The sequence below is a fragment of the Paenibacillus turicensis genome, assembly GCF_017873435.1.
GTDB lineage: Bacteria > Bacillota > Bacilli > Paenibacillales > Paenibacillaceae > Fontibacillus > Fontibacillus turicensis.
On the sequence record NZ_JAGGKG010000018.1, the window covers coordinates 14310 to 32923 of the forward strand.

Below are 18614 nucleotides of genomic sequence, written 5' to 3' on the forward strand. Positions count from 1 at the left end.
ATTACATATTTTCAATGACATGATCCGCAAACTGGGAGCATTTCACTTCTGTTGCACCTTCCATTAGACGTGCAAAATCATAGGTTACTGTCTTATTGTTAATGGATGTCTCTAGCCCTTTATAAATTAAGTTAGCCGCTTCATGCCAACCAAGATGCTCAAGCAGCATCACACCAGACAAAATAACTGAACCTGGATTTACAACGTCCAAATCTGCATATTTTGGTGCAGTTCCATGCGTTGCTTCAAAAATAGCGTGACCTGTTACATAGTTAATGTTAGCACCTGGTGCAATACCAATGCCACCAACCTGTGCAGCTAACGCATCGGATAAATAATCTCCGTTTAAGTTCAATGTTGCAATCACATCAAAATCAGTTGGGCGAGTCAAAACTTGCTGCAACGCAATATCTGCAATCGCATCTTTAATTAAAATTTTACCGCTGTCTAATGCTTCTTGCTGCGCTTTATTAGCAGCGTCTACACCTGATTGCTCTTTAATTTCATCATATTTGTTCCAAGTAAACACTTTATCACCAAACTCAGCTTCAGCCACTTCATAACCCCAGTTTTTGAATGCTCCTTCAGTGAATTTCATAATGTTGCCTTTATGAACTAAAGTTACACTCTTACGGCCATGATCGATTGCATATTGCACTGCGGCACGAACAAGACGTTTAGAGCCCTCTTCAGATACGGGTTTAATCCCAATACCAGAAGTTTCAGGAAAACGAATTTTGTTTACACCCATTTGCTCCTGTAAGAAGGACAATACCTTCTTCACTTCTTCAGTGCCTTCTTGATACTCAATCCCTGCATAAATATCTTCTGTATTTTCGCGGAAAATGACCATATCTACTAATTCAGGACGTTTTACAGGAGAAGGTACGCCGTCGAAGTAACGAACAGGTCGCAAACATACGTATAAGTCTAATTCTTGACGAAGAGCAACGTTTAAAGAACGAATTCCACCACCAATAGGTGTGGTTAAAGGACCTTTAATCGCTACGATATAATTACGGATGGCAGTTAATGTATCGGCAGGCAACCATTCTCCGTATGTATTAAATGCTTTTTCACCTGCAAACACTTCATACCAAGCTATTTTCTTTTCACCTGCATACGCTTTGTCTACTGCGGCATCCAATACTCGCTTGGAAGCCTTCCAGATGTCTCTGCCTGTACCATCGCCTTCAATAAATGGAATAATAGGATGATTAGGCACATCAAGCTTACCATTCACGATTTGAATTTGTTCACCTTCAGCAGGCAATGCAAACTTCTCTAACTTTAACATATATTCAGACATCCTCCCGGCAATATTTATTTGGATTTATGCATATCTCGTGTATATATCCTGATCTATATTCTAACACAATTCATGTCCTTATATCATAATTACATTGCGATTTGCATGATCTATGTTTATAAGCAATAGTAATTACCGTAACTCTAGCGGTACATATTTCTGCCCATCTACACCTATATATTCAGCACGCGGGCGAATAATTCGGTTATCATCCAATTGCTCAATAATGTGCGCAGTCCATCCTGAAAGACGACTAATTACAAATAAAGGTGTAAAAAGATCACGTGGAATGCCAAGCATAGAATATACTGAAGCTGAATAAAAATCCACATTTGGCTTAAGGCCTTTATGTTTAGTCACTAGCTCTTCAACACGAACTGAAATATCATACAAGGTTGTATCTCCTTGTAGCATTCCTAATTGATAGGACATTTTTTGCAAATGTTTTGCTCTAGGATCACCATTTTTGTATACGCGGTGACCAAAGCCCATAATTTTTTGACGATTTCTTAGCTTTTGTTCAATATAAGAATCTACATGATCAATTACTTCGATTTCATCTAACATTTTCATAACCGCTTCATTGGCACCACCATGTAAAGGACCTTTCAACGTACCGATTGCAGAAGTCACTGCAGAATAAATATCAGTTAAGGTCGCTACAGTCACTCGTGCAGAAAAGGTAGAAGCATTAAATTCATGATCCGCATGCAAAACAAATGCTTTATCTAATGCAGAAATCGCAATTTCTGAAGGCTGTTCTCCTGAAAGCATATACAAAAAGTTGTGTGCAATTGACACATTAGGTAGCGGTGCTACTGGTTCCTTCCCATCACGAATACGAGCATAGGCAGCTATAATCGTAGGAATTTGAGCCTGTAATTTGATTGCCTTAGCTTGATTGCTTTCTTTTGACGTGTGATCCGCATCCTCATCATAAAAGGCAAGAGCAGACACCGCAGTCCGCAACACAGCCATTGGATTAGCATCCTTTGGAACCATTTTTAATTGCTGTATGATTTGTTCTGGCAATGCCGAATGATGGCTTAAACGAGCCCGTAATTCAGTAAGCTCCTCTTCATTTGGCAAATGTCCATACCATAATAAATAAGCTGTCTCTTCATAACTTGCATGCTCTGCCAATTCATCAATATTAATACCTCGGTAAGTAAGTATACCGGCATGAATTGAGCTAATGGAGGAAGTTGCGGCTACAATACCTTCCAAACCCTTCATAGCTGTCATAATACATCGCTCCCTCATTGTTTATTATGAGCAAATAGTTAAAATATAAAAGTCTTAATGTATAATTAACCGAATTCCCTTTTAAAATATCATACTGGATTTTTTTTAGCATGTGAACAAAATTGCATATCAAATTATTTTTTCACTCTGAACTAAAAACATAATAACGTAAGTAAAATAAGGAAAAAAGCGCCCTCCTATCAGTAAATATGACGAGAGAGACGCTTAATAAACTTATTCAATATTCAAATTATACAAATTCTAAATAATAATGCAGAAGCTATACATTTATACTTTAAATTTGTTTACATGCTCTTGTAGCTGTTCTGCCATCTGGGACAAGGAGCTTGAAGATGCAGCAATTTCTTCCATAGAAGCAAGCTGCTCTTCGGTAGCCGCAGATACGTTATGTGCTCCTTCAGAAGCACCCATCGCGATGCTAGAAATTTGCTCCATATATTTAACAACCTCATCTGAACTCGCCGCCATCTGTTCTGCGCCAGCTGATACCTCTTGAATTTCTCCTGCTACCTTATTTACTGCATTTAAAATTTGTTCAAATGCATGACCTGCTTTAGTAACAACTTCCATTCCATTTTCAGTCTCAACACTGTTTTCCTTTACGGCAGCTACCGCTTGGGAAGTATCCTGCTGCATGAGGTGTACTAAATCTGTAATTTTCTGCGCGGATGTTGATGATTCTTCAGCTAATTTCCGTACTTCATCTGCAACAACGGCAAAACCTCGACCATGCTCTCCTGCACGAGCGGCTTCAATCGCAGCATTTAACGCCAGTAAATTAGTTTGACGCGCAATTCCGTTAATGACCTCTGTTATTGTCCCAATTTCAGCGGAACGCTCACCTAGACCCATCATAAGCTTAGACAACGAAGTAATTGATGCCTGTACTGATCCCATTTGCTCCACTGCTTCTTGAATAATAACATTACCTTCTGCAGATTGATTAGCGGCGTCAATTGCTGATTCAGACACACTTTGTGCCAATTCTGCGATTTGTCCTGATCCTGTTGCCATTTCATTCATCGCTTGAGAAGAACGAGATACGATATCAACTTGTCCAGAAGTGCCTGTAGCCAACTCCTCTACAATCTCAGAAATTTGCTCAGACGCCTTCGTATTTTGCTCCGCACTAGCCTGTAGCTCTTCTGAGGAAGCCGCCACCTGTTCTGAGGTTGTCCCCACCGCTTCGATCATGCTCCGGAGATTGGTTGTCATGATATTAAAGGAAATAGCCAGGTCATTGAGCTCATCCCGATTACGTAATGTAATAGCTTCACCTGTTAAATCTCCATTGGCAATCTGATTGGCAGCCTCACTAATTTTTTTAACGGGTTTTGAAATCATAATTGAAATTAAAAAGGCAATAACAAGTGCAATCACAACCGCCGCAATGGTTAAAGTGATAATCGCAATAAATGCTTGCTGCGCTAATTCAAGTGCACTATTGCTTGCAAGAGAGGCTTCCTCATTTACAAGCTCGATCAGCTTAGTTATATTATCATTTGCAGTATTCCATAATGGATAAGCTTCTCCATGTAATTGGCTAGCTGTATCATAATTGTTTTGAACACCTTGCTCCACAAATTCGGGCACTTTTATTATATATTCTTCAAAATTATTATTAAACTCAGTTAATACACTTCTAATTTCATTATTGTCTTTGTTAATTTGAGGTGCGAGTTCTTTTAACTGCTCTCTTTCCTTATTAAACTTTTCAAGTAGTTTTTCAAGAGACTCTTTTGCTTTCTCAATTTCTTGAGGATTCTTTTCTACAATTATATTTAGGGCATAACGTTCAACGTCTGAAATGTCTCCATTCATTATGCCAAGTAGCGTTACGGTGGGCATCAAAACATTGTTTATTTTTTCTGATTTTGAAGTCATCCCCTGAATTTGATTCACGGAATACGCGCTCACAGCCGCTAACAATACTACAATCGATAAAAAGCCTAATAGCATTTTAGTGCGAATTGTCATCTTAAAATTTCTCTGCTTGGTTTCTTTTTTATTTTCCATGTTGACCACTCCTACGCTGGATATAAAACTAATTTAAGTAAAGTAACTAATAATATATCGACATTTTTTTCATGAAATTTAGAGTGGTATTAAAATATTTAATAATCTTTATTAATGATATTGATAGACATGGTACAGCATCCTCTATATGTAAAAAAACAGCCCTCCCTTTACCTAATTTGGGAGAACCATCCTCATTTTATATTAACCCCATATAAATCCATTCACCTTGTTTTGTGGGATGTAATCCCAATCCTACCCGATCACCAATACGCGGAATTTGTAGCTTAGAAACAAGCGTTTCTAACGTTATTTCATGACTTCTATCATTTCCATCTGTAACCTTTAATTTTAATACAACAATCGGATCAAAATTTATTAATTTTCCGGTGTCCATAACTTCTTCAACGATCGCGGTAGCTTGAACCGGAATACCACTTGAGCCAAGCTGAGCATTCCTCGCTGAGTTTAATCCTTCATTAATACGATCTCGATGCTCCTTAGGCACAAAACCTTTCATCAATAAACCACTTAAGCCTTTATTCATTACTTTATCTGCATGATCAATCGGATTTTCATCTTTTTTCTTTTTACCAAATAAATTAAACATATACAACACCTCTTTACTCATATTGGGGAATCTTGAACCCTGTAACATAAGTATAAGGTGCCTACGAGGGAGCAAACAATGGGTTTGCCACGATCCAAAACTTTTCAAAAAAAATCAAAATGAGATCTATTTTAACCAAAAAAATGATGAAAAAGCAACGTTTTTCACAATAAAATTTAACTTTACGATAACTCATTTAAAAAATAAGGTCTTTTTATTTATTTTTAAGCAAGTAAACTAATTTACGATAATACAATGCAACTTCCTTGTAACGTCTTTTTTCCTCACAGGCAACGGCCAATTCCTCATAAAGCTGCTCTAATCTCATTTTGTGACTAATTTGCTCAAAGTAAGGTAAACACTCAAGTGCTAAAGTCATAAAAGCATCCATATCACTTTGTCCAAATGCAAATTGGCTCTCGTAAAATAATAACGCCATACTTTGATCTGTGGTTAAGGACGAATAGGTTTTTAATTGTTTAATTCCGTGAGCTAAAAGACCCCACTTTTTCTCCATACATGCAATTTCACAATAATATATGATGATGACCGGCATCAGCTTAAGCTGTGTTTCCGCTGGTTCCTGCTGTACAAGCTGCTCAAAGCGCTCAATTTCTAATTTGGCCTGATCCAATTTTTCTACTAATGTGAGCATTACAATTCGATTGTTCAAAATGGTCGTCATTAAGTCCCCTTGATTTGGTGAATACACAAGGTTCGCCTCTGCCATCGATAGCGTAAGTAATGCTTCCTCGTACAATCCAATAGCAAAGCAGCTGCCACTATAAGCAATATACAGCCCAGATAAGCGGTGGAACCAACGATTTTGATACAAGAGATTTAAGGTAAATTCAAAACGCTGCTTCGCCTTTTCAAATTGTCTTGTAGATACATAAGCTTCAATTAAAATATGCTGCAAGGTAACCCATGCCTCACTACCTTCTAGCATAAGTCCCTCAAGCTTCTCAGCATAAACTACAACCTCATAAAAACGGCTTTGTAAACGGCCCTGCTGTATGTAGTAGTACAGTAGTGCTCTACGTAATGAAGCCGGAAGTGTTAAATCATTGGGATCCTCATATTTACTTAAGTAAAATTGAAGATAAGACTGATGTATGTAGTTAAATGCATCTACCTCATTGATTTGCTGATAATATATAGCCTTCATTAAAGCAACTGTTAATTCAATCAATAGCGGATCATGCCGATCTGCGATACTTTCGATCATACTTTCATCCATCAGAGTTGCAGGCTGAAATAGAGACTCAAAAATGGCGTTTGCTTCAGCCTCTGTTTCATCATCCACCTTATCTGCCTGTAGTAAATATGTGGGTGTAACATCCAATCGCTTAGCGATTTGTTCTGCAATATCCTCAGCAAGAGGGTAGCGCTGAGCCAAAATATTAGCAAAATGAGCCTGAGTCACTAACCCCTCTACCAGGTCCTTTCGACTAATCCCCTTTTTTCGGCACAGATAATCAATTCGCTCCTTTAACACAATAGCTTCACTCCTTACAATCTATCATCTAATCAACAACAATATTAATTATTAGTTATCCAATGATCCCAGTCTTTTAACTGTATTATAAAGGATTGGAAGTATATCGAGCCAATTTCCTTAATATGATAACTAATAAGGAGCTTGTACGGGTAGGAGGTGACATAAGGTGCAACACCAAATAACGAAGCGTTTATTACGGTTTGCATGGATAAGTATTGTTGTGGTTGCAGGTGCTTGCACTTTTTTTTATTCGCTACCTTATATTTATCCATTTATCATTGCGTGGGTCATTGCTTATGCTATTCAACCGTTTGTTGGCTGGCTTAATCAATCTGTTAGGTTACCTAGGTGGTTAGCAATTATGGTTGCACTCCTTGTCTACTTTGGCGCGGCGATCATTATTTTGGCAGCAGCCATTACAAAGCTGATTAGAGAGCTAGTTCACCTTACAAGTACAATTGAGATTCAGCTATACCATTGGAAAAATGCGTTTATACATTGGAGTCAGCAAGAGTATATTCAAAATTTAATCGCAGAAATCAACTTATTTTCTACCAATAAATCAGGATATGGTTATACGGTAACCAAAAATATAGACAACACCACTGCAAAAATCAGTGAATTTATCACTTCTATGATTTCCACCTTACTTGGGAGCATTGTAAATATCATTACATCCTTACCTAATCTTCTCTTTATTGTCAGTATTGTTTTATTAGCCGCATTTTTTATAAGTCAACATTGGGAGCAATACCGGGATGGGATTAAAAGCTATATTCCACTTGATTATCGTGTAACTTCGGGGATGGTAAGAGGTGATTTACAAAAGGCATTTTTTGGCTACTTACGTGCACAGGTAATTTTTATTTTTATTACAGCCTCCTTAGTTTTTATTGGACTGTTGATACTTCAGGTAGATTCTCCTTTTATATATGCTTTATTTATTGGTTTAGTTGACTTTCTCCCCTATCTTGGGGCGGGAACCATTATGTTGCCTTGGAGTATTTATCTCATCATTACAGGGAGCTTGCAGCTCGGATTAGGGCTAGCGGTTTTGTACGCTGTCATTCTTGTCGTTAGACAAATTATCGAACCCAAAATACTAGCAACTAATGTTGGTCTGAAGCCCCTGCCTACACTTATTTCATTATTTGTTGGGCTTAAAATGTTTGGTATTTTAGGCTTTGTTGTTGGACCTGTGTTTCTTGTAGTGACGGGTGCAATTTATCGGGCTGGTATTTTTGAAAATATACGAAACTATATTTTACATGGCAAGTTACGCTGACTAATAACTAACCCTAACTAACCCCTAGCGACGATAATATGTAATAGAACCATCTTTCATTTTTTTGGCTAGCCATTTTAACAGGAAAAAACGATAAATCGGACGGGTTAATGGAAATACAAGTGTAAATCCAATCACATCCGTAACAAAACCAGGGATAAGCAATAAAATACCGCCACCAAATATACAAAGTCCATCTAGCATCGTGCGTCCGGGAATTTGTTTGTCGCGTATTTGATGCTGAGCATCTGCAACTACTTTACGTCCTTCAAATTGCATCATTACACCACCAATAATAGAAGTGGCTAAGGTTAAAAATAGTGTTTTACCGATCCCAATTCGTTCACTTACCTCCACATATCCCCAAAACTCTAAGATTGGTAATAATACAACTATTGCAATCATCCATTTACGCATATAAGAACTCCTTTATAATGTCTTTATTGTCTTTGCTTTCTCAAATGCAGCATACCAGTCAGGGAATACCTTTTTAAACTGAACGGGCTTAAAATCCTCTCGTCTCACAATATAATGAGAAGACATACCTTCTACCCGCAGCTGTCCTTCTCCATCCAGAACCTCATAGGCATATGTAGTTTTAACGCCACCATTTTCATGAATACGTGTACGAAGCACTACCTTATCGCCATATGTAATCCCACGCTTATAAATGACATTCATCTCATGGACTGGGGAAATATAACCTGCTTGCTCCATATCAAAATATAGAAAACCTAAATCAGCACATAATTTCGTGCGTCCCATTTCAAACCAATTTAAATAATTAGCATGATAAATTATACCCATCATATCAAATTCTGAATACTTAGGTTCAATACTTAATTCGCTGACAAACACTTGATCTTCACTCCTATCTAACGCTTCTTTCCTTCATATCATAACCTATTAGCCCCCATTTTGCCAAAAAAGCAAAAAACAACAGCACTCATTTAAGAGTACTGTTGCTTCTTAGAAACCGATCACTTTTTCAAAAAGGATAGGTTTATATTTATTTTCTAATTTGTCCAATTTTAATTAAGTTTGTTGAACCTGAACGACCTAACGGCACACCTGCTGTAATAACAACAAGGTCTCCTTCTTTAACTAGGCCAGACTCAAGTCCACCCTTCATTGCATAATCAAACATTTCGTCAGTTGAAGAAGCAAAGTTTCCTTTAACCGGAGTTACACCCCATGTTAAAGCAAGACGACGCAAAGTTTGATCTTCTGTAGTCACTGCGATAATTGGAGACTTAGGACGATATTTAGAAATCATACGGGCAGTATAACCAGTTTCTGTTGAAGTCACAATTGCTTTAGCATTAAGCTCCAATGCAGAATTCGCTACCGCTTGACTAATTGCTTCGGTTACTGTTGTTTGTTGCGCATTTGCTTGCTTCATAAAAATTTCATGATATTCTAATGCAGATTCAGCTTTTTCAGCAATACGAGACATAGTTAATACAGATTCAATTGGGTACTTCCCTGCTGCTGTTTCACCAGACAACATAATTGCATCTGTACCATCAAAAATAGCGTTTGCCACGTCACTTGCCTCTGCGCGTGTAGGTCTTGGGTTACGTTGCATAGAATCCAACATTTGAGTTGCTGTAATAACAGGTTTACCTGCAATATTACATTTCTCAATCATCATTTTTTGTGCTAAAGGAACATCTTCTGCTGGAATTTCTACACCAAGGTCACCACGAGCAACCATCAAACCATCTGAAACTTCAAGAATTTCATCCAAGTTGTCAACACCTTGTTGGTTTTCAATTTTGGAGATGATTTGAATGTGGGATGCATTATGTTTTTCAAGCAATTGGCGAATTTCCAAAACATCACTTGCTTTACGAACGAAGGATGCAGCAATAAAATCAATGCCTTGTTCAATCCCAAATTTGATATCGTTAGCATCTTTTTCTGTAATGCCCGGAAGTGAAATAGCAACGCCTGGAACGTTAACACCTTTTTTGCTTTTGATTGTTCCACCATTGACAATACGGCATTTAATTTCTGTGCCTTGGATATCAACAACAGTAAGACCAATTAATCCATCGTCGATTAAAATAGTAGAGCCTACTTCTACATCATTAGGAAGATTTTCATAAGTAATAGAGATACGATCCTTATCACCTTTAATTTCTTCTGTAGTTAGAGTGATAAATTCATCCTGCACAAGCTCTAATGAATCTTCTTTTAATACGCCGGTGCGGATTTCAGGGCCTTTTGTATCAAGCAGTATGGCTACAGATTTCCCTAATTCTTCACTCGCCTTGCGGATTGTATTAATCCGATTGCCATGCTCCTCAAAATCTCCATGGGAGAAGTTTAGACGAGAAACATTCATTCCGGCCATAATCAGCTTTTTGATGTTTTCTAACGATTCGCTGGAAGGACCGATCGTACATACGATTTTTGTTTTGCGCATTTGTGTTTCCTCCGTTTTTTTGTTCTCTCTATATGTTCTGTTCCAACAATTAAATTTACTATAGTTTTTAAGATTTGTATAGGAAATTCATCATAGTTCTATAATTATTCCTAAGTTTCTTCACTTTCTGCATTGAGAGCATCATCTTTACCATTATTTGTGTGAATTAATGGTGCTTCTTGACTAGGTTGATTTGCATGTGCAAATTTACCTATCTTACGGAATTTAAGATAACGATCCTCCAATAACTCATCACTATTCATAACAGATAACTCTTTCAAATGGGTCAACAGCGCTTTCTTTATTTCATCAGCGGTAAATTGGTAATCGTTATGTGCACCACCACGAGGTTCTGTAATAATTTCCTCAATGACTTCCATCTCGAGTAAATCGTCCGCCGTAATTTTCATCGCTGTAGCAGCCTCATCAGCTCTAGAAGCGTCCTTCCACAAGATAGAAGCGGCCCCGTTAGGTGAAATCGCGGAATAAATAGCATGCTCTAGCATCAGCACCCGATTGCCCACTGCCAACGCAAGCGCACCTCCGCTACCTCCCTCGCCAATAACTACACAGATAACAGGAACACGCAACAAAGACATCTCTCGCAAGTTACGAGCGATTGCCTCAGCTTGTCCTCTCTCCTCTGCTGCACTACCTGGATAAGCACCTTTAGTATCGATAAAAGTAATAATCGGTCGCTTAAACTTATCAGCCTGCTGCATCAATCTAAGCCCTTTACGGAACCCTTCAGGGTGTGCGCTACCAAAGAAACGAGCAATGTTATCTTTCGTATCCTTCCCTCTCTGCTGTCCAATCACTGTGACAGGGATGCCGTCTAGCTTCGCTAAACCACCAACAATAGCAAGGTCATCTCCATATAAACGATCACCATGCAACTCGATAAAGTCGTCAAAAATTAATGAAATTAAGTCAAGCGAGGTTGGACGTTGGTGTAAGCGAGATAAATACATTTTCTCTGATGGAGAAATATTACTATATATTTCTTCCTCTAGCTGCTTATAACGCTCTTCCAATCGTGCAATTTCATCGCTAAAATCAATTCCCTTTTCATTGCCAAACTGCTCCAACTCCTGAATTTTTTCCCGAAGCTTCACAAGGGGGCTTTCAAAAGGTAAATCTCCTGCCATATATACTATTCTCCCTTCCCGCCATGCAAATCAAGCAATTTAGACAACATGGATTTCAATTCTTTGCGATGAACAACTAAATCAATTTGTCCATGCTGTAGGTTAAACTCTGCCGTCTGGAAATCCTCAGGCAGCTTCTGACGAATCGTTTGCTCGATAACAATTCTTCCCGCAAAGCCTAACACAGCACCTGGCTCTGCAATAATAATATCACCAAGCATAGCAAAGCTGGCCGAAACGCCCCCTGTAGTTGGGTCGGTAATGACCGAAAGATACAAGCCTCCTGCCTCACTTAGTCGAGCTAAAGCACTGCTAGTTTTTGCCATTTGCATTAAACTTAAAATACTCTCTTGCATTCTTGCACCACCTGAGGTGGAGAAAATAATCATAGGTAATGATTTTTCGATAGCTGCCTCAATGGCACGCGTAATTTTCTCACCTACAACAGAACCCATGCTCCCTGTGAAAAAATCAAAGCTCATGACAGCAACAACGGTTTCAAAGCCACCTATTTTGCCTTGACCTGTCACTACGGCTTCTCGTAATCCAGATTTGAGTGTTTGCTGCTCAAGCTTGGTTGCATATCCCGGAAAATTAAGCGGGTCAACCGATATTAAATCGTCATCATATTCAATAAAGGTGCCTTCATCTATCGTATATTTAATCCGATCCATTGCATTTAGTCGCATGTGATAGCCGCAGGATGGACATACCTTTAGATTTTTTTCCAATTCTTTACTATATTGAATACTCCCACATTTATCGCATTTGCTCATTAAGCCTTCTGGTATTTCACGCTTTGGTCGATCAGATAACTGTGACTGATCGTCGCCACCCATACGCTCTGAAGGAATGGTCGCATACTTTCTTTTTTTCTGGAATAAGTCTTTAAACACAACTACACCTCTTCAGCCGTAAATTTATTGCCTACTTACTACAGTTAGAAATGATTAGGATGCAAAATTGAATTCAACACCTCTTGAATTTCATCCAATTCTCCTGAAGGGACTAAAATCTCAAACTGTTGCTTAGATAAACCTGCAGGACGTGTCTGGACGAGGAACCCTTCTTCCGATAATTTATGTTTAATAATTTCCGCAGCTTTTGCGGTTGGCGCGATATATATAACAGTCCACATGTCCTTGACAATGCCCCCTAACCTTTACTTCCTGTGCCCGTTTAATAGAGTAATGATAACATAATTTTCAAATTCACCGCAACAGAAGGAGACTAGCTAGAAGCTAACAACTAAGCAGTAAAGGCACTCTTTTCATTCTAAGGCTTGTCTTGACATCATACCATATTTCTAGAAACATAGGTGTTTAAGTCTATGCAAGTCCAATCCTAAATTTGCTTACTTTTTATATATTCCTTGATTACAATATCCTTTATTCTACTTCACTCTCACCGTTCCTTCTCCCAACATGCCTTCAATTTGACTAAATAATATGGGGGAAGGTTTAATACTGTACTCACTATTTAATGCTAACAATTTCCCCGTGCTTTCGTAAAATAGCACCGTTGCCATTGTACCTTGATGTTGTTGCAATAACCCTTTTAAGCTGGAGAGCATCTCAGGATTTTCAGCTTCAATCTTGATTTTGATAAATACACGCTGATTGGCTTGATCTTTTGTTGCCTGCTGTGTTCCTGTCCCTTGAGTTGTTGTATTTTGACTTGTTGTCTTTTGAGTTGGCGTATGAGCTGTAGTTTTCTGAAATGTTGGCTTCGAGACTTTAACGGGTTGCTTTTGCTTATAATTACGCCGCTCGATTAATTGCTGTAAATTGGAGGGCTCAAGTGGCAATACTTCATCCGCTAACAGCTTAAAGCCTTCATCCTGCTGTTGAACATTTGCTAACAATATAAGCAATTCACCTTTAGCCACGTATTTAGCCCCACGCTTCCACACCTCAGGAAATAAAACAACCTCTACCCGCTCAATCTGGTCTTCAATTTCGATAAATGCCATCGCTTTGCCTTGCTTTGTCGTAATTTCCTTCAAAGACACGACCATACCTGCCACAATCACTGAGCTATGATCACTTGCATCTCCTAACTCCATCAAACGATCAATTGAAGAAGCTTCTAGCCACTGTGCATGATCATCCAATGGATGCCCTGATAAATACAAACCTAGCAACTCACGCTCAAGCTCCAATTGCTGACCCATGGTATAAGGTGAGATTTCAGGATATTTAATTTCCCAATTGAGATTTTCCGCAACATCAAAATCAAATAATTGCAGTTGTAAATCATCACGATCCTTGCGCCATTTTAGTGCCGCCTCGACAGTTTCATCCACCATTGCAAGCAATTGTGCACGGTGACCACGTAAGGACTCAAATGCTCCCGCCTGAATAAGGGATTCAATAACCCGTTTATTACATACACGTAAATCAACACGACGACAGAAGTCAAGCAAGCTATCGAACGGTCGCTCCGCTCTTTCACGTAAAATGCTTTCCATCGCTTGTGTACCGACATTTTTTATGGCAGCTAAGCCAAAACGAATCGTACCATGACCGCCATCTTCCTCTTGCGACTGACCATAATCAGCAGCATGTGATGCATGACCTAGTTCAGGAGTAAAATACACACCACTGACATTCACGTCTGGTGGCATCACTTCTATTCCCATACGGCGACACTCTACAATATATTCTGCAACTTTACGGTGACTCCCCATAACAGCAGTCAACATTGCCGCCATAAAATAGACAGGATAATGCGCTTTTAAATAGGCGGTCTGGAACGCAAGAACACCATAGGCAGCCGCATGGGCACGCGGGAATCCATAATCCGCAAACCGAACGATCATATCATATACTAAATTTGCTTCCTGCTCACTATAACCTTGGGCTAAGCTACCCGACACAAAATGCCCACGTTGCTCATCAAGGACTTCCCTTTTCTTCTTTGACACTGCTCTTCTTAATAAGTCTGCTTCACCTAAAGAGAAGCCCGCCATCTTAGAAGCAATCTGCATGATTTGCTCCTGGTACACAATAATACCATACGTATCACTTAAAATGGGTTCTAGGTCATTATGAGGATATTTAACCTTTGTTTCCCCATGCTTTGCTGAAATGTAATTAGGGATAAATTCCATTGGTCCTGGGCGATATAATGCTAAAACTGAAATAATATCTTCAAATTCTGTTGGCTTTAAATCCCGCAGAACACGCCTCATCCCCGCAGATTCCAACTGAAAAACACCTGTCGTTTCTCCGCGCCCAAGCATCTCATAGGTTATTTGGTCATTGTCTGGAATGACCTTGAAATCAGGGATAAGCTGATGCTCTTCCTTTATCCATCTCATACAACGCTCAATGATAGAAAGCGTTCGTAGCCCTAAAAAGTCCATTTTAAGTAGCCCAATCGCTTCTAGATGCTCCATGGAATATTGCGTAAGTGCAGCTTCTTCACTACCCGCCTGTAGTGGCACCGCATTTGTAAGTGGATCACGTGAAATAACTACCCCTGCGGCATGCGTAGAAGCATGTCTAGGCATTCCTTCTACCTTCATTGCCATCGTTAGCAACGTTTTTATGCGATCATTTGAAGTATATAGGCTATTTAACTCTTGACTGCGCTCCAGCGCTTTGGTAATGGTCATTCCCGGATTTCCTGGAATTAGCTTTGCAGCCTTGTCCACTTCCCCAAAAGGAATCCCTAAGACCCGCCCTACATCTCGAACAGCCGCCCGTGCAGCCATCGTACCAAACGTAATAATCTGGGCAACATGCTCTGCACCATATTTTTGCGAGACATAAGTAATGACCTCATCCCGGCGTTCATCACTAAAGTCAATATCGATATCAGGCATTGTAATCCGTTCTGGGTTCAAAAATCGCTCAAACAATAGCTGATACTTAATTGGATCCACATCTGTAATATGAAGCACATAAGCGACTAAGCTCCCTGCTGAGGAGCCACGTCCTGGTCCTGTTGCGATTCCTTGACTATGTGCATAGCTAATAAAATCCCAAACAATTAAAAAGTAATCACTAAATCCCATATCTGTAATGACAGATAACTCATACTCTAGTCGTGCTACTAGCTCCTGACGCTGCCCATCATTTTGCCAAATCGTTAATTGCTCATACCTTTCCTGTAGCCCTTTAAAGCATAATTCCTTTAAATAACTTTCTGCGCTATGGTTGTCAGGAATAGGTCCGTATTGCGGCAAAATATGTTGGTCAAACTGTAATTCGAGCTGACATTTATTTGCAATCTCTATTGTATTTTGAATCGCCTGAGGTACATGCGGAAATATTTTCTGCATTTCCTCGCCAGTTTTCAAATAGAGCTGATTATTTTCAATTTTGAATCGATTTTCATCGTCAACAGACTTTCCTGTACCAATACAAATGAGTACATCCTGCACCTCAGCGTCGTCTGTCTCTAAATAATGCACATCATTAGTTACCACAAGAGGAATGGAGAGCTCCTCCGCCAGCTTCATAAGCAAAGGATTCACTTGCTTTTGCTCTCTGATCCCATGATCCTGAAGCTCTAAGTAATAATCATCTCCAAAAATTGTTTTATACCATAATGCTGATTTCTTCGCTTCCTCATATCTTCCTTGCAGCAAATGTTGGGGAACCTCTCCACCTAAGCACGCACTGAGGCAAATAATCCCCTCATGATACTTCTCTAGTACCTCCCGATCGATTCTAGGCTTGTAATGAAAACCCTCTAGATGACCTATCGAGCATAATTTCATTAAATTACGGTATCCTGTTTCATTTTTGGCAAGTAAAATCAAATGATAAATTGGCTGATCCTTTCGGCTCCCCCGTTCCTTACGAGAATTTGCAGTAAAATAAACCTCACAGCCAAGAATCGGCTTAATGCCGTGCGACCTACATAATTTATAAAAAGGGATTGCCCCATACATAACACCATGATCGGTTAATGCTAAAGAAGTCATCCCAGAAGCAGCAGCTTTAGCCACTAATTCTTCCAATCTGGCGGCGCCATCTAATAGGCTATATTCACTATGCACATGTAAATGAACAAAACTGCTCATGGTTTAACCTTCCTTCAAAATGAATTTACAAAAAAAATCAAGGTACTACATAAAGCTCAATATTTAATAATCATAGAGGTGGAAGCTACGGTACAGAGGGTTGTTTCGATCGTTGTTAAAATCAGATTCCTTTCCTTACACAATAATCATAGTTGAAATCCGATTTTAAATACGAACGCTCCGCTTCTCCACAATCCCTCTGTCCCTTCGCTAGGCGGGTGTTGATTATTAAGTATTGATTGAAAGTGAAGGCTTTATTTTTTAAAGTTAAGTCACTCTTTAAAGGGGAGTCCCCTAGATTTCTACTACCTTCTGTCCTAGTCTTAATCCGCTCGGACATAAGTATGGCTTTTCTAAATAGAAGCCAAAATTGAGAAAGTGCCCGATTGTCTATATTGTATCATTAAGTTTTAGAAACTAAATGAATGAAAATGGATCAGTACTTTTAGTCACATTGGAGTTAGAAGCTACGGTACAGAGGGTTGTTTCAATCGTTGTTAAAATCAGATTTCTTTCCTTACAACATACTCATAGTTGGAATCCGATTTTAAATACGAACGCTTTCGCTTCTCCACAATCCCTCTGTCCCTACGTTAGGTTAGTGTTGTTTATTAAGTATTGATTGAAAGTAGAGGCTTTATTTTTTAAAGTTAACACTCTTTATGGGGGAGTGACCTAGATTCCTACTACCTTCTGTCCTAGCCTTACTCCGCTCAGACTTAGCTATGGCTTATCTAATTGAAAGCCTAAAATGAGAAAGTGCTCGATTGTCTATATTGTATCATTAAGCGTTATAAAGCAAAGGAGTAAAATTTAAAATTAAAATATGTAACCTCTAGATTTAAGTTTAAGGCTTAAATCAATCTTAAATTTCATTTCCCCATGAAATTAATAAAACTTGGTTCATGATTTTAAATTAGAGGTTGACAAGCAGCCCAAACTAGCGAAGAAACAGGGGGATTCTGGAGAAGTGAAGCGTTCGTATTTAAAAGTAGATTTCAACAACTAGGTTGCAAGAATACAAAGAAATCTAGTTTTAACAACGATCGTAAGAACCCTCTGTTTTGTAGCCTACAATTCCCACCATTGTCAACCACTAATTTCATGCTATTGTTTTATAAAATTTTATCATATAACACCAACCTCCACCCATACAATAATAGTAAGGGAAAGGGGGACAAGCAACAATGAGTACATTTATTTCTAAAGCAATTATGGATTTTTTTGTTGCGTTTGGCATTGTGTTGGGTGGTGCTTTAATTGGAGGCATAGGGGCTATTGTATCGTTACAACCCCCTACACAATCGATGCTTGATATTGCGGATCGCATTAAGATTTGGGCACTTGCTACGGCGGTTGGCGGTACGATTGATCCGATGAGAGTAATTGAAAGTAACTTTTTTGATGGTAATCTATCTCCTGCTATTAAGCAGATTTTATATTTGTTGTTTGCTTTTGCGGGAGCTCACTTAGGTTCATTACTTGTAAGATGGGCATGTGGGGGAGGCCGGGGATGAACTATAATAAGTCGTCCTGGAAAATAAAAATCCAGCGGTTTATGCATCTCTCTGCGATATTTATATTAGGAATGATTGCTGGGACCCTAGTTTATAATCTTATCTATCAAGCTAGCTACAACACGTTGTGGATTCAAAATAAAGATCTACAAATTCAGCTTCATCAAGCAGAAGAGGATAATAAAACGCTTAAAAAATATAATAAAAGTGCTACCATTATTAAGGAAATTAAAGTACGGATTGAAGAAAGTGACCCACCTCTAGATGAACTAGCGATGAAAGAAGTGACGAAGCAACTTCAAGAGGAGCTTGAGGTTTTACGTGGACGAAGTATTTTTGAAATTGATGAGGATGCTAAAATGGCACGCACGTTGTTAAATCGCAAGATTTATGATGTACGGGATAAAGAATATGCGATTCAAATTAAAACGATGCTTGTGAGCGAAGGTGTCTTGCAGGTATGGGTGTCCATGCGCCCTTATATAAGAAACTAAGG

General features: G+C 38.9%; 15 protein-coding genes. 3 read left to right on the plus strand and 12 right to left on the minus strand.

Annotated features, from left to right (window positions below):
* Position 1 precedes the first annotated feature (1 nt).
* The 5 genes from icd to J2Z32_RS16655 form a co-directional block, all read right to left on the minus strand.
* Positions 2–1297, minus strand: coding sequence for an NADP-dependent isocitrate dehydrogenase (gene icd / locus J2Z32_RS16635; RefSeq protein WP_210090313.1), 1296 nt, complete (start codon positions 1295–1297; stop codon positions 2–4).
* 144 nt (positions 1298–1441) lie between these two features.
* Positions 1442–2554 (minus strand): citrate synthase, encoded by a 1113-nt coding sequence (locus J2Z32_RS16640; protein ID WP_210090314.1) that lies wholly within the window; start codon positions 2552–2554, stop codon positions 1442–1444.
* Between the two features lie 288 nt (positions 2555–2842).
* Positions 2843–4591 (minus strand): methyl-accepting chemotaxis protein, encoded by a 1749-nt coding sequence (locus J2Z32_RS16645; protein ID WP_210090315.1) that lies wholly within the window; start codon positions 4589–4591, stop codon positions 2843–2845.
* Positions 4592–4790: 199 nt separating this feature from the next.
* Positions 4791–5201, minus strand: coding sequence for a hypothetical protein (locus J2Z32_RS16650; RefSeq protein WP_210090316.1), 411 nt, complete (start codon positions 5199–5201; stop codon positions 4791–4793).
* 214 nt (positions 5202–5415) lie between these two features.
* On the minus strand, positions 5416–6699 hold the full coding sequence (locus J2Z32_RS16655) for a helix-turn-helix domain-containing protein (protein WP_210090317.1): 1284 nt from the start codon (positions 6697–6699) through the stop codon (positions 5416–5418).
* A gap of 169 nt (positions 6700–6868) precedes the next feature.
* On the opposite strand from J2Z32_RS16655, the gene ytvI reads away from it, so the two are divergent.
* Positions 6869–7987 carry a sporulation integral membrane protein YtvI gene (gene ytvI / locus J2Z32_RS16660; protein ID WP_210090318.1) on the plus strand — a complete coding sequence of 373 codons (1119 nt, stop codon included), beginning with the start codon at positions 6869–6871 and terminating at the stop codon, positions 7985–7987.
* Positions 7988–8011: 24 nt separating this feature from the next.
* Here the strand turns inward: ytvI and J2Z32_RS16665 are convergent, their stop codons facing one another.
* The 7 genes from J2Z32_RS16665 to J2Z32_RS16695 form a co-directional block, all read right to left on the minus strand.
* Positions 8012–8404 (minus strand): FxsA family protein, encoded by a 393-nt coding sequence (locus J2Z32_RS16665; RefSeq protein ID WP_210090319.1) that lies wholly within the window; start codon positions 8402–8404, stop codon positions 8012–8014.
* A 12-nt stretch (positions 8405–8416) separates the two neighbouring features.
* Positions 8417–8845 (minus strand): acyl-CoA thioesterase, encoded by a 429-nt coding sequence (locus tag J2Z32_RS16670; protein WP_210090320.1) that lies wholly within the window; start codon positions 8843–8845, stop codon positions 8417–8419.
* 151 nt (positions 8846–8996) lie between these two features.
* Complete coding sequence (pyk, locus tag J2Z32_RS16675; protein WP_210090321.1) at positions 8997–10418, minus strand: pyruvate kinase; 1422 nt, start codon at positions 10416–10418, stop codon at positions 8997–8999.
* 110 nt (positions 10419–10528) lie between these two features.
* Complete coding sequence (locus J2Z32_RS16680; protein ID WP_210090322.1) at positions 10529–11566, minus strand: acetyl-CoA carboxylase carboxyltransferase subunit alpha; 1038 nt, start codon at positions 11564–11566, stop codon at positions 10529–10531.
* 5 nt (positions 11567–11571) lie between these two features.
* Positions 11572–12462, minus strand: a complete 891-nt coding sequence (gene accD / locus J2Z32_RS16685) for an acetyl-CoA carboxylase, carboxyltransferase subunit beta (RefSeq protein ID WP_210090323.1) — start codon at positions 12460–12462, stop codon at positions 11572–11574.
* Between the two features lie 44 nt (positions 12463–12506).
* Positions 12507–12704: a glutamate decarboxylase gene (locus tag J2Z32_RS16690; RefSeq protein ID WP_210090324.1), complete on the minus strand. Its 198-nt coding sequence runs from the start codon at positions 12702–12704 to the stop codon at positions 12507–12509.
* Positions 12705–12959: 255 nt separating this feature from the next.
* Positions 12960–16601: a DNA polymerase III subunit alpha gene (locus J2Z32_RS16695; protein ID WP_210090325.1), complete on the minus strand. Its 3642-nt coding sequence runs from the start codon at positions 16599–16601 to the stop codon at positions 12960–12962.
* A gap of 1187 nt (positions 16602–17788) precedes the next feature.
* On the opposite strand from J2Z32_RS16695, the gene J2Z32_RS16700 reads away from it, so the two are divergent.
* Positions 17789–18118, plus strand: a complete 330-nt coding sequence (locus J2Z32_RS16700) for a YtrH family sporulation protein (RefSeq protein WP_210090326.1) — start codon at positions 17789–17791, stop codon at positions 18116–18118.
* A complete protein-coding gene (locus J2Z32_RS16705; RefSeq protein ID WP_210090327.1) occupies positions 18115–18612 on the plus strand; it encodes a sporulation membrane protein YtrI in 498 nt (165 codons plus the stop codon). Before J2Z32_RS16700 ends, J2Z32_RS16705 begins: the two co-directional genes overlap by 4 nt.
* Positions 18613–18614: the final 2 nt, after the last annotated feature.

What these genes read in the sequence shown, in the direction of transcription:
- icd (WP_210090313.1), bottom strand. Translation starts at nt 1,297, where the DNA reads ATGTTAAAGTTAGAGAAGTTTGCATTGCCTGCTGAAGGTGAACAAATT.
- J2Z32_RS16640 (WP_210090314.1), bottom strand. Translation starts at nt 2,554, where the DNA reads ATGACAGCTATGAAGGGTTTGGAAGGTATTGTAGCCGCAACTTCCTCC.
- J2Z32_RS16645 (WP_210090315.1), bottom strand. Translation starts at nt 4,591, where the DNA reads ATGGAAAATAAAAAAGAAACCAAGCAGAGAAATTTTAAGATGACAATT.
- J2Z32_RS16650 (WP_210090316.1), bottom strand. Translation starts at nt 5,201, where the DNA reads ATGTTTAATTTATTTGGTAAAAAGAAAAAAGATGAAAATCCGATTGAT.
- J2Z32_RS16665 (WP_210090319.1), bottom strand. Translation starts at nt 8,404, where the DNA reads ATGCGTAAATGGATGATTGCAATAGTTGTATTATTACCAATCTTAGAG.
- pyk (WP_210090321.1), bottom strand. Translation starts at nt 10,418, where the DNA reads ATGCGCAAAACAAAAATCGTATGTACGATCGGTCCTTCCAGCGAATCG.
- J2Z32_RS16680 (WP_210090322.1), bottom strand. Translation starts at nt 11,566, where the DNA reads ATGGCAGGAGATTTACCTTTTGAAAGCCCCCTTGTGAAGCTTCGGGAA.
- J2Z32_RS16690 (WP_210090324.1), bottom strand. Translation starts at nt 12,704, where the DNA reads ATGTGGACTGTTATATATATCGCGCCAACCGCAAAAGCTGCGGAAATT.
- J2Z32_RS16695 (WP_210090325.1), bottom strand. Translation starts at nt 16,601, where the DNA reads ATGAGCAGTTTTGTTCATTTACATGTGCATAGTGAATATAGCCTATTA.
- J2Z32_RS16700 (WP_210090326.1), top strand. Translation starts at nt 17,789, where the DNA reads ATGAGTACATTTATTTCTAAAGCAATTATGGATTTTTTTGTTGCGTTT.
- J2Z32_RS16705 (WP_210090327.1), top strand. Translation starts at nt 18,115, where the DNA reads ATGAACTATAATAAGTCGTCCTGGAAAATAAAAATCCAGCGGTTTATG.